Source organism: Botrimarina mediterranea, assembly GCF_007753265.1.
Taxonomy (GTDB): Bacteria; Planctomycetota; Planctomycetia; order Pirellulales; family Lacipirellulaceae; genus Botrimarina; species Botrimarina mediterranea.
Map to the genome: position 1 here is coordinate 2722081 of NZ_CP036349.1, position 12098 is coordinate 2734178.

Here is a 12098-nt window from a genome sequence, read left to right on the forward strand (position 1 = left end):
TCACCATTGCGGGCTGCTGAAACCGTCGAAGAGCTAATGTCACATGGCCGCCGGTCCCACTTGGGACCGGCGGCCTTCTTTCTAGGGAAATACCCGCAGAACGTCACGTCCCCCTCGGCACGGGCGGGATGACAAAATGAGCCGCCTGTTCCAGGCCGGCCGCAGTCACACCGACGAGGCCAATAATCGCGAACCTGCGTCGATGATCGAGAGGGTGAGCCGCTACGCGGACGGCATCGGCCGGTAGGCCATCACTTCACTCTGATGGCGATAGCGTGACATAGTCACGGATTTGAGTAGGCTACGCCTACGCGTATCGGCTCCTGAGGAGAGAGGGCCTGAGCCGTGGCGGAGTACAGCGCGACTTATACTCCATACCGAGGGCTACCGCCCACGGCTCAGACGCTACGGCCAGGAGCAGTATGCCCTAGTCCGCGCTCGTAGCACGCATTGGCGTCAACAGGCGAGAAATGATTGCGGCACCGATCGACATGGCGACGGTCTGCGGCTCGGGAACCGCCACAGTCGATGCGGTCGTCTGACCGTAGGTCGCTTCCCAAATCTCGTAGTCGAGGTAATCGACAACTTGGTCGCCATTCGCATCGGCCGAGAGCCGGGTCCCGGTGCGATTGAGGTTATCTCGCCACAGCGTGTAATCAGCGGCGTCGACGAGGCCGTCGCGGTTGTAGTCTCCCGACATCGCCTGGGTAGCGGGGCGCCAGTATCGGACGTAATCGACTTGCATCGTCTGCGGCCAGACGGTTGAGCCGTTCGGGTCGCCGCCGAAGTCGCCGCCGACGGCGAGGTTGAGAATGATGTTCTTGGGCGTCTCGAAGATCGGTCGATCGGGGGTTTCGGTGAGCGTGTAATGGAGCACGTCATCGACGTAGAAACGAAGCGTCTCCTCGTCCCACTCGACGGCGTAAGTGTGGAAGCCCTCGTGGAAATTGACGGGCTCACCGTTCACCTCGGCGGTGTGCTCATGAAACTCGAAGCGGTGGTCGTTGCAGCACGGGCCGGGCTCTTTCTGCCAGTGATAGGCGCTACTGACGAGGTTCGGCTGGCTGCCGCGGTTCTCGAGGATGTCGATCTCACCCCCCTGAGGCCACGAGACGTTGTTGGCGTTGAGCCAGAACGCCGGCCACATCCCCTGCGAAGTCGGCAGGTCGATGCGGGCCTCGAACCGCCCCGGGCCGTAGAGGTCCTTCGACGTAATCAAGCCAGACTGATACGCCTTTCCGTCTCGGGGCGTGTTAATGGCCGTCAGCTTCAAGTTGCCATCGGCGATGGCGACTTGGTTGGGATGGTAGAACTGCTTCTCATTGTTGTGGCTGTTGCGGCGGTCGGCGGCTTCCCACTTTGTGGTGTCGAGTGAGTCCCCGGAGAACTCGTCGTGCCATACGAGGTCCCAACCGGGAAGGGCGGGCGGCTCCTGAGCGCTTGCAGAGCTATGGATTGCCAGCGTCGTAGCGACGGCGGCCGCCGCACACAGCCGGCGCGCGGTGCAGCTCATCGTTTCGATTGACAAGGTGGCCTTCACAATGCTCATCGTACGCTTGTCTCCATCGGGACCGATGACTTAAGAGTTGTTGTTGCGAGTAGAACCGCCGGCGACCTTCCCCGACCAGAGCTGGTCGTACTCGGCGGCATCCACCTCGCGCTGGGTCATGTTGAGGAATCCGACCATTCGCATTCCCTCGGCGCCTTCTGCTTCGAAGACGACCGGTTCTTGAGAGCCCATCATGCTCCCCTTAACTCGGTAGCGAACCCTAAGTGGCTGGCCATCGCGATCGCTGATGAAAACGGTGTCGATCGAGGCGGAATCGACTCCGATCCGCGATAACTTATCTGGGCTGATCCCTTGAATAAATTGCCGAAAGTCCTGTTCGTCTTTAGGGCCGTTGAAGTCGTGCTTCTTCTGGTAGGCGAAGTAAAGATTCGTCAGCCGCTGGACATTCGACTCATTGAGCGAGGCAAGAGTAGATTCGGGGCTGCTTTGGCTACAGCCGGTGACCGTGGCGACGAACAACAATCCGCAACACAGGGTCCATCGATAAGGGTTATGGACAACCATCAACCGTCCTTCCTGCTCTCAGAGGTCATCGAAAGAGATCGTTGATCCATCGGCACGTTTGCCAAGCTGATCAAGTAGAACGAGGTCGGCATCCATTGAGATCGTTCGTACGGAACCATCTCCAAGCAGGGCCATTAAGACACTCGGATGCGCCGAGCCGAAGCCTTGCTCGTCGGGGACGTTTGTCGAAGGTCTTCCTCGATCCATGACGACGCGACTCTGCGAGTCCGGCTTGACGGCGACCTCAACATTCGGGCTCGAAGTCCCTTGAGTAAGGGCTCCGAACTGCCGCATCGTCGGCCAGTCCGCTCCGATATAGTAACCGTACAGTTCCCAATAGGGGTGCCTACCGCCAGCGGCGGCGGAATCGATGCTGTAGAGGGCGCCGTTCGCGGCTTTTTCAGCGACGAGAATTGTCTTCGAGCTGCCGTCCGTTACTTTGGCGAAGCTTATCTTGCCAAACTCCCAAACCTCGCCGCTGTTGACATTGACCTGCCCGCCCTTAACGATAATGCCGGTCCAGACGGCGTCCTCCTCGTTCGTATTTGGTGGGCCCGTGTTTTGCCACGCAAACCCTTGCCAACCCGGGTCGTTGTGGCTCGCCATGATACCGGCGTAGTCTCCTAAGGCGTAGACATCGAGTCCGTCATTGCCAAACCTGTTGTTGCGGGTCGGGCAATTGAACGCTGAGACAGGCCGTTCGATTAGACCGGTGTCAACAAACCCGGTATTCCCGGACCCGTCTCCTTCTCGGAGGTCGTAAAGACTCTGCTCTTCCATGTAAGGGAGGATCTGGTACATCCAGCCGGCGTACTCGTACCCGTAATGAGGGCCCGTCAGCTCATTCGGAGCGAAGAACTGAGATACCGCACCACCGGCGGTGGGGAAGTACTTATTAGACGAAACAAAGTTATGACATGCCAAGCCGATCTGTTTGAGGTTGTTGCCACACTGCATGCGACGCGCGGCTTCTCGTGCGGCTTGTACCGCGGGCAGTAAGAGCGCCACCAGGATCCCGATGATCGCGATCACCACCAGCAATTCGACGAGGGTGAATCCGACGCGGCCCTGTCGCTCGATTCCAGTCTTCATCGCTTCCTCAGGGGATCAGGTGAACGGGTGAACGATGACATCACCAACTCCGGCCCCGCCGCCGCATGGCGGACGGGGCCGGCGAGAATCAATCAACGACGACGGGCTTGCGACGCGCCACAGGCCAATAGCAGCCCCACCAGAGCGACCGAGGTCGGCTCGGGGATCGCTACCGACGAAGAGGCCGCGAACGGGTCGGGCGTCGAGTCGCCGTAGAAGTCGGCCCAGGTGTCGTACTGCGGCTGACCAATTACGCCGCCGTTGATGTCGTTAGGCAGCGAGCCTTCGGCATTGCCGAACGCGTCACGCCACACGGTGTAATCAGCAGCGTTGGCGACGCCGTCGTCGTTGTAATCGCCGGGGACGAAGTCTTGGCTCTTGGGCATCGGGTTCGGATTCGGCGTCGCCAATAGTGAAGCCTCGTCGGCGAAGACCTCGAAGAGAACGTTGTCCACGAAGAAGCTGCCGCCCGCGGTGAGGTCGTTGCCGGCGTAGTCGCCAACGAACATGGTGCCGCGGACCTCCTCGATGGAATCCACGAAGAACTGCTCATCGCCGATCTGCCAGCCAAAGCCGGGCTGGTCGTCCGGCAGGTCGTCGATCAGCAGCGTCGTCTCGACGAGCACCCAATCGGGACCGGTTGTCGGAGGGAGTGAGACCGTGTAGGGGTCACCGTTATTGTTGGGGATAGACCCGTTGTTGTTCAGGTCGATCCGCGCAGCTTCGCTCTGACCGAAGCCTGCCCAGAAGGGGTCGGGGGCGTTGATGTCGGTGTCCCAAAGGCGATCGCCGTATCCCGCGGTGGCTTTGCGTCCCGCATCAAAGTCGCCGAACTGGCTGCCGTACTCTTTCCACAACTCGAGCTTCAGCACCGGCTCGACGCTGGGTTCTTTGACAATCGGGTCATTAGGGTCTTGCTGGAACCAAGCCGAAAAGCGAATGACGTTGCCATTCTGCAAACGCCCGCCGCCGTTGACCGAGGCAATCGCCGAATTGACAGGATTGGGGTTCGGGATATCGGTATTGCCGCCAGCTGCGCTGGAGTCGATGCCATTCTCACCGTTGGAGAGCGAAACGCCGAAGCCCGCCCCAGAATTGCCGCTGCCGTTCATCGTGTAGACGGCGATGTTGTTGAGGTCGAGCCTCGCCGTGGTGTCGACGCCGATGTTCGAGCCGCCGAAGACGCCGTTGAGGTCGGTGATCAGCGGTGAGGCAATTTCAGCGAGGCTTGCCGTCGGAGCGGCAAGGAGCGCCGCCGCGGTCATCGAGAGAAGTCGTGGATTCATCGGTTGGACTACCTAAGTCAGATGTCGTCGAGGAGATGACGCCGAAGCGCCTCAGAAACCGCACTGCCCACCCCGCAGAAACCGGTTCGTCAGACGCAGCTAAGTAAAGAAGAGTTTGTGGACAAGTGTCTCTGGCGCCATCCAGGACTTGTCGCCCGCTGAAAAGTTGCTGTTGCCGCCGATCCCTTCTTAGCGGACCAACCAGTGCTCTCACCCGCTACTTGTTTGTAGTGCCGCTTGACATTTTGAGGAGTTAGTGACCCATCCCAAGTCGATTAGATCGAAGCCTGTGGATGGCGCCGGACAAGGAAGTCACTGGGCTCAATAGACGCTGCTGCCCGTCTCTTACTCTTCACTTCGCGATCGCGTCGTCGCAACCAACGGTTACGGTTGGCGTTGCCATCTTGAGGACCGTAGCCGCGAGCGGCGCCGACCACAAAGCTGAAACACGAGAGACAAGTTACTAGTGATACTGGGCATTTCGCGTCTGCTTGTCAAGCGTACTGGGGACGAATTTTCTCCGGTATCTGACGGAAAAACTCGCCGCGTTTTCAGAGAGTTGTCGCTTGATCGCCCAACGCCTTTGGATATGCTGAGTTACAGCAAGGTAACTGTTACGCAGTAAGGCAGCATGTCCAATATCCGTCAAGTCGCCCGACAGGCCAAAGTCTCGATTGCCACGGTCTCTCGTGTCCTGAATGGCCACGACAGTGTGGCGCCCGACCTCCGCCGCCGAGTCATGACGGCCATTGACGCTTGCGACTACGCCCCACAGGTCGGCAAACGCGCTAGCCGGGCTCTGGCGCTTGTCTATGCCGGCATCGCGACTCCGTCGTCTCCTTACGACTCGGCTTGCATCGGCGGGATGGTCGAAGCGCTAGAGCAGGTCGCCATGGACCTCACCATCCTCAATCACAATCGCGATCGCGGGGAAGGGGAGTCCTTTAGGCGATTCTTCAAACGAAAGGAGGTTTGCGGCGTCGTTCTCCGCTGCACCGACACGCACCGCCACGTTGCCTCTGAGATGGCCGACGAGGGAATTCCCGTCGTCGTCGTGGGCGACCATTGGGAGCATCCCACGTTGCCGTTCATCTACAGCAATTCGCGGCAGGCCAGCCGCGACGCCATCGACTACCTCTGTTCCCTAGGTCACAAGCGGATTGCGTTTGCTACTTGCGAGCGCGACGACGGAGACCACGTTGATCGTTACGATTCCTACCGGCAGGTGCTCGAAGAGCACGACTTATTCGACGACCGACTCGTGTGGCGAATTCCGCCTCACCGGCTCGACGGGGCGCAACTGATGCGTTCGATGATGGGCAGCCGGAACCGTCCAACGGCTGCCTTTATTGCCGACCCTCTGGTCGCTGTCGGCGCCATCAACGAGGCTCGGAACATGGGGGTCCGCATTCCCGAGGACTTTTCGGTGATCGGATTTGACGATACCGACACCCGCAACACGATCTCGCCGACGATGACGGCGGTGTGCCAAAATTCGCATCAGTTGGGACTGATGGCGGTCAATTACTTGCACGACCTGCAACTGGGGCGGGCTCCTGCTGCCGATACCGCGATCCAACAGCAAGCGTGGCTTGAGATCAATCACACGACCGGCCCGCCTCCAGAAGTCGCCACGCGCGTGCTCCCGAACGGAGCGAGAATCTAGCAAATCCCGTCGCTGTAAGGTCTCTCTTGTGTCTTGGGTGACGGCGGCGAGTAACAAGGGCAGGCGCCGGTGGTTAATGCAGCGGATCAGAAGGCGAATCGGTCGCAAGCCTCGACCGAGGCATTGGTTCAATCCGTCGCGGGCCGCAGGTAACAGTTACATTGCCAGCGTTGTGAAATCGCTTTCGAAAACGATTGACGACGCTTATCTCCAGCATCTATTGTGAGCAGAGCAGTGTTTCACTGTTTCGCGGCGCCCTCGAATCTCGCCGCCTCCTTGTCCACATCTCTTGAGGAAGCCTTGTGATGAGACAACTTACCGTGTGCGGCATCGCCGCGATCTTATCTGCGGTTGGGCTCTCTGCTCACGCCGCCAACCTGCTCGTCGATCCGGGGTTCGAAGACCCGGCATCCCTCACCTTCGACGGCGCCCCATTCGTCGGCACCTGGGAAGGCTTCAACAACGGCGGTGCGAACACGACTGCCTTAAGCGGAACCAATCCTCGTACCGGCGCGTCGTCTCTTGACTTGTTCCTTGGCGATGCGAACGGTTTCGCCGGAGCATTCCAAGAAGTCCCTGCCTTCGAAGGCGCCGAGGTCACCTTTACTGGTTGGCATGCTCTCGCTACCGGCTCCGTCGCTGGCGGCACCGAGGTCCGTATCGAGTTTGTGGATGCGGGTGGCGTGGAAGTTGGTCGCACCGGCAACCTCGCGCCTAGCCTGACAGCCGACGGCAACTACGAGTCCTTCATCCAATCGGGTATCGCCCCAGCCGGCACCGCAGGAGCGCGAGCAGTGTACGCGATTCAGAGTTTCGGCGCGGGACTCACGCAGAATGTCTTCGTTGACGATTTGTCAATGACGGTGATCCCCGAGCCGGCCGCCGTGCTGCTCGCCCTACTCGGTTTGGCCCCGCTGACTCGCCGCCGCAGTTGAGTACTCTAGAGCTCCATAGCGTCAATAATATCGAAAGGGCCGCGACGGTAATCGTCGCGGCCCTTTTTGCTAGTCGTGTGGCAAGTTGGATTATGCACCGGACTACCGCTGTCATTCTGGAATTGTGCGAATCACAATCCTCTTGCCGTCAACCAGCTCTTGATGCGAGACCGATAACCCTTGCAGTCTCTCGTTTCCGCAAGTGACTGACTCGATTCGGCGGCCTTGCCCCTCTCGAACGACAGTGATTTCGACTTCCCCGATCTGGATTCGAGCCTCATCAAAGACGGGGACACAGACTAGGTAGTCTTCGTCGGCGGGCGAGTAAGTGTAGAGACCGATCGCGTTGAAAACGTACCAAGACGACATCTCGCCGGCGTCGTCCATGCCGCACAGTGTTCGGCCATCGTCCATGCCGTAGAAGCGGTCCATGATCTCATCAAGGATCGCCTGCGTTTTCTCTTGCTTGCCGACCCAATAATAGAGGTAGGGAAAGCCGTGGTCGGGCTGGTTGCCGTGGCAGTACTGGCCGATGAAGCTGTTGACGTTCATCGCGATGTGAGCTGGGTTCCAAGGGATCGAGAACAGCCGATCGAGTTGCTCTTCGAACGCCTGCTTGCTCGGGTAGAGGGCGATGAGCCCCTCGGTGTCGTGCGGCGCGAAGAACGAAGATTGCCAGGCGTTCGCTTCGCGATACAGGTACTCGTAGTAGGGGTACTCGGCGTCGAAGGGCTCCACCCAACTACCGTCCGCTTTGCGGCCGCGCATCAGTCCCGTTGAGGCGTCAAAAACGTTCGCGTAGTTGCCGGCACGCTTCATCAAGTCGTCGGCAACGTCTTCGTGCCCGAGGTCACGAGCCAGCAAGGCCAGCGCGTAATCGTCGTAGGCGTACTCGAGCGTCTTGGTAACGCCGGCTTTGGCCTTGGTCTCGACGACGGGCGATTCGACCTCGGGGGTTGAGACATACCCTTTCTCGATGTATTCCGCCAAGTGCGGTCGCGCGCGGCGGGACTCTTCGGTCGCGTTCTTCAGAAGCAGCACATACGCCTTCTGAACGTCGTAGCCACGCACGCCACGCCGATAGCAGCCGGTAATGAACGCCGCGGCGTGGTCGCCGTGGAAGAAGGTCGGCATGAAGCCGGTTGCTTCGCCGCGATCGATCATCGATTGGATGACGTCCTCGGCGACTTTGGGCGTCAGCATCGCCAACAGCACGAGTTTGTTGCGGTAGTCGTCCCATAGCGAGGGAATCGTGTAATAGGCGAAGTCCTTCTTGACGACCCGGCCGCCTTCGTCGGTAAACTCACCATTCACGTCGCTACGCAGAGCCGGCCATAGGAACGACCGGTAGAGGCAAGAGTAAAACAGCCCTCGTTGCCGCTCCGTTCCGCCCTCGACTTCGATGTGCGATAGCAGGGCTTCCCACTCGGCGGCGGCCTCGTCACGGACCTCGTCGAAAGACTTGTCCGCCAGTTCTTCCTCGAGATTAAGCTTGGCGTTCTCGACACTCACGAACGAGAGGCCAATGCGGATCTCCAACGGCTCGGCGCCCTCGTGGAAGTGAACAACCGACACCGGCCGACGGCGACCACGGAGGGTTTCGACCTTGTCGATCGCGTGGTTCGCTACGGCGTAGAAGTAGACCTTCTCATGGGCCGACTGATGGCCCGTGAGAGTGTGCTCGTCCGGCTGGTCGAGCTTCCAATCGCGGACACGTTCGTTCGAGATCGCCAGATCGAAGACTACGGCCTCGCCGCCTTCGTTAGCGTACTTGTATCGATGCAGACCGCAACGCGCGGTGACCGTAACCTCGGCGTCGATGTCGTAACGATCCAAGTGGACGCGGTAGTAGCCGGGATGCGCCTCTTCACGCTCGTGGCTGAACTTCGAGGCGAAGTCACGCGGGTTGACCTCGCCGGCCACGGGGAGCATCGGGAGGTAGCAGAGGTTCCAGTGGCCCTTGTTGGTGTGAGTGAAGGAGAGGATCTCGTCATCCTCGTACTCGTATCCCGCGCCGCTGCGGTACTCGGTCATGGGGCTGAGCTGCACCATCGCGTTGGGCCGCGACGCACCGGGGAACGTGAGGCCCGCCCACACCCGCCATGGCGGTTCGAAGCCAATGTCCTTGACGTTTGTCAGCGGCGCCGTCCCGAGGAACGGATCGACGTAGTCGACGAGCCGTTGTTGGGCACGCAGCGAGTTAGCCGTCATGGCGACGAGGATGGCAGCCGTCGTCGCAAACAGCAGGCGGGCGATAGGCATGGGTGTTGAGTCTCAGAGGTGGGCAGCCGCTGGCGGCGTGGGAGCCGTTTCAAGCTTTGGGACTGATCATAACGTCTGTATCGAAGAGCGCGATCACGCCGGTCTCTACAAAGTGGGCTTGCTCACGTTCTGGGCGTCAGCTGAAACGGACTTACGGGCCGCAGTGAGCTGGTTTATGAGCGACCGTTCCGTCCGTCATGCCGTCAGGAGCTAGTGTTCCCACGTGCGGAAAAAGGGACGCAAGAGCGTCCGTCAGCCCCTCCGGGAGATACGTTGTGACCACGACTGTAGCGGCGACTCGTGACGATCTCTGGCGCCGATTTGCTGAACTCATACAACGTCATCCTAAGAAGTCGATCGCGATCTCTTTGGTGTTGGCGACGATAGTCGCGATCTTCGACTACGCCACCGGGGACGAAGTCCCCATCTTGTTCTGCTACCTGCCCTCGGTGATGCTGATCTGCTGGGTCTCGAACCTCGCGATGGGCGCCACACTAGCGGCCGTCTGTTGCACGGGTTGGTTGATCGATGATTTGATCGGGCTTGAAGAAGGTGGAGTCACCGCCCACGAATGTTGGACGGCCGCTTCGCACGCCATGTGTTTTGCCGTGGTCATCGTGATGCTGCGGCGACTCAAAGTCGGATACGCGAATGAACGTCGCTTAGCCCGGACGGACGCCTTAACGGGTCTGCTTAACGCCAAAGCGTTCCGCGAACGCGCGGAGGAAGAGATCGCGCGTGTCAATCGTTACGGCCATCAGGTATCTGCGGCCTTTATCGATTGTGACAATTTCAAAACGGTCAATGACACCCTGGGCCATCAAGAGGGAGATCGACTCCTTGCCGCTATCGCACAAGAGATGAAGGTCGCCGTCCGGGAGACCGATGTTCCCGCCCGCATGGGCGGCGACGAGTTTGCCATCCTGTTGCCAGAGACTTCTCAGCAGGACGCGCACAACGTCGTCAATCGATTGCAAGCGGCTCTCAATGATCGGATGCAGCAGGAGAAATGGCCCGTTACCTTCAGCATTGGGGTAGCAATCTACACGTCGCCCCCCGCCTCAGTTGACGCCCTCCTGCACAGCGCTGACAAGTTGATGTACGAGGTGAAGGCCGGCAGCAAGAACGACTTCGTGCTGCGGCTGGTCGCCTGATCCGCCATCACAGGCGGAATCACCGGCGCAGGCGGCAATCTCTATTTGTTCTCGCCCGCCTTGGCAATCCGTTTCGATAACTAAGTCGAAACACTTCCCCGGCCTTACGGGCGCTCGCGATGCACGACCTACCGATCCACTGGCACGAGGGGATGTTCCTTACCCCTCAGCACTTTCAGGCCGCCGACCGCTGGCAGGCCCGGGCGCGTTCCATCGGCTCACGCTGGGACAACCACTACAACTGGGGAGTGCGGTCGGTCGAGATCGACACCGACGCCCTCCGCAACGGCCGCCTGGTGGTGCGGAGCTTGCAGGCCCGGATGCCGGACGGTGAGCTGCTGTGCTTCCCCGAGGACGGGGTGCTGCCGATCGTCGATCTGCGAGAATCCCTGCGTCGCAATCGCACGGCGCGTGTGGAGCTGGCGCTGCCGCTCGCCAAGCCGAATCAACGTGAGGTGACGGAAGACGCTGCGCTGGTCTCGGCGCGGAGCGTGGTCGAGCTGCGTGACGCCGTCGATTGCAATACCGGAGCCGGTGTTCAGTCGATCCCCGTGCTGCGTCCCAACGCCCGACTGCTCGTTACCGGCGACGATCAAGCCGGCTATCAGACACTCTCCATCTTGCAGGTGCGCCGCTCCGAAGGGGCTAACGCCGAGCCGGAGCTCGACCCCGAGTTCATCCCGCCGTTGTTGGCCTGCGACGCTTGGGCGCCGCTGCAAGTCGGCGTTCTGTTGCGGTTGCTTGAGCGGATCGAACGGAAGGCCGATGTGCTCGCCTCCCAAGCCGCCGGTCGCGGGCTCGACTTCGATAGCGCCGGCCAAGGCGAACGGCTGCTGCTGGAGCAGGTCCGTGTCCTTAACGAGGCGATCGGCGTGCTGTCGATCGACGTCGCGGCGCAAGGCGTGGCGCCTTTGCTGGTCTATCGGGAACTCGCCCGGATCGTTGGCAAGTTGTCAGCGTTCGCACACGGTATGCGTAGCCGTGTGCTGCCGGCCTACGACCATGACGACTTAGCGAGGTGCTTTTTCTCCGCTCGGCGCGAGATCGAGGCTCTGCTGTCGGAGGTCGTTGAGCCAAGCTATCAGGAACGCCAGTTTATTGCTGATAAGGCGACGCTCGCGGTCGATGTCGACGCCTTGTGGCTTGAGCCGTCGCACCGATTGCTCGTTGGCGTGCAGTCGTCGGCGGCGCCGGACGATGTCCAGCGTCTTTTGACCGCCGGCCGTAGTCTGAAGGTTGGCGCTAGTGATCGTGTCGATGATATCTTCATGCGAGGAGAATCCGGTCTCGCGCTGACACGCATCATCCACGTTCCGCGCGCCTTGCCCGTCAGGCCAGGCCTGGAATACTACGAGATCGGCGTCGATCAGTCGCCTAGCGATTGGCTCGCGGTAGGGCGATCCATGTCATTAGCTGTTCGTTTTGCCGAGCATCTAGTGGGCGATCAGCCTGCTGATCGCAACGAGATCGTCCTTAACGATGAAGGCAAGACGTTTACGCTGTCTCTCTCGCTCTTCGCGTTGCCGAATACGACCGCAGGTCGGATCAACCAACGGGACGTGACGCCGGCCGAATTGACGTCGGTTTGATAGCGGACCGTGCGTAGTGTCGCAGAAAGGTGGCGTCGCG

At 60.2% G+C, this 12098-nt stretch carries 9 protein-coding genes; 4 read left to right on the forward strand and 5 right to left on the reverse strand.

Translation table 11 applies throughout. The features are described from left to right. Positions 1 to 427: 427 nt before the first annotated feature. The 4 genes from Spa11_RS10665 to Spa11_RS10680 all read right to left on the reverse strand — a co-directional run bounded on the left by Spa11_RS10665 (position 428) and on the right by Spa11_RS10680 (position 4452). Positions 428 to 1513: a family 16 glycosylhydrolase gene (locus tag Spa11_RS10665; protein WP_197529902.1), complete on the reverse strand. Its 1086-nt coding sequence runs from the start codon at positions 1511 to 1513 to the stop codon at positions 428 to 430. A gap of 66 nt (positions 1514 to 1579) precedes the next feature. Continuing rightward, positions 1580 to 2074 carry a hypothetical protein gene (locus Spa11_RS10670; RefSeq protein WP_145111958.1) on the reverse strand — a complete coding sequence of 165 codons (495 nt, stop codon included), beginning with the start codon at positions 2072 to 2074 and terminating at the stop codon, positions 1580 to 1582. An 18-nt stretch (positions 2075 to 2092) separates the two neighbouring features. Further along, a complete protein-coding gene (locus Spa11_RS10675) occupies positions 2093 to 3166 on the reverse strand; it encodes a DUF1559 domain-containing protein (RefSeq protein WP_145111961.1) in 1074 nt (357 codons plus the stop codon). 92 nt (positions 3167 to 3258) lie between these two features. Next, a complete protein-coding gene (locus Spa11_RS10680) occupies positions 3259 to 4452 on the reverse strand; it encodes a PEP-CTERM sorting domain-containing protein (protein ID WP_145111963.1) in 1194 nt (397 codons plus the stop codon). 631 nt (positions 4453 to 5083) lie between these two features. On the opposite strand from Spa11_RS10680, the gene Spa11_RS10685 reads away from it, so the two are divergent. Next, positions 5084 to 6118: a LacI family DNA-binding transcriptional regulator gene (locus Spa11_RS10685; protein ID WP_145111967.1), complete on the forward strand. Its 1035-nt coding sequence runs from the start codon at positions 5084 to 5086 to the stop codon at positions 6116 to 6118. Positions 6119 to 6423: 305 nt separating this feature from the next. Next, entirely contained in the window at positions 6424 to 7053 is a 630-nt protein-coding gene (locus tag Spa11_RS10690) for a hypothetical protein (RefSeq protein ID WP_145111970.1), read from the forward strand. Between the two features lie 111 nt (positions 7054 to 7164). On the opposite strand, the gene Spa11_RS10695 is transcribed toward Spa11_RS10690, so the two are convergent. Beyond that, entirely contained in the window at positions 7165 to 9315 is a 2151-nt protein-coding gene (locus Spa11_RS10695; protein ID WP_145111973.1) for a GH92 family glycosyl hydrolase, read from the reverse strand. 275 nt (positions 9316 to 9590) lie between these two features. Here Spa11_RS10695 and Spa11_RS10700 point away from each other — a divergent pair, with 275 nt between their 5' ends. After that, positions 9591 to 10469, forward strand: a complete 879-nt coding sequence (locus Spa11_RS10700) for a GGDEF domain-containing protein (RefSeq protein WP_197529903.1) — start codon at positions 9591 to 9593, stop codon at positions 10467 to 10469. Positions 10470 to 10588: 119 nt separating this feature from the next. Next, the gene (tssK, locus tag Spa11_RS10705) at positions 10589 to 12058 is read left to right on the forward strand and encodes a type VI secretion system baseplate subunit TssK (protein ID WP_145111978.1); all 1470 of its coding nucleotides are present in this window, start codon (positions 10589 to 10591) and stop codon (positions 12056 to 12058) included. The last annotated feature ends 40 nt before the right edge of the window (positions 12059 to 12098 follow it).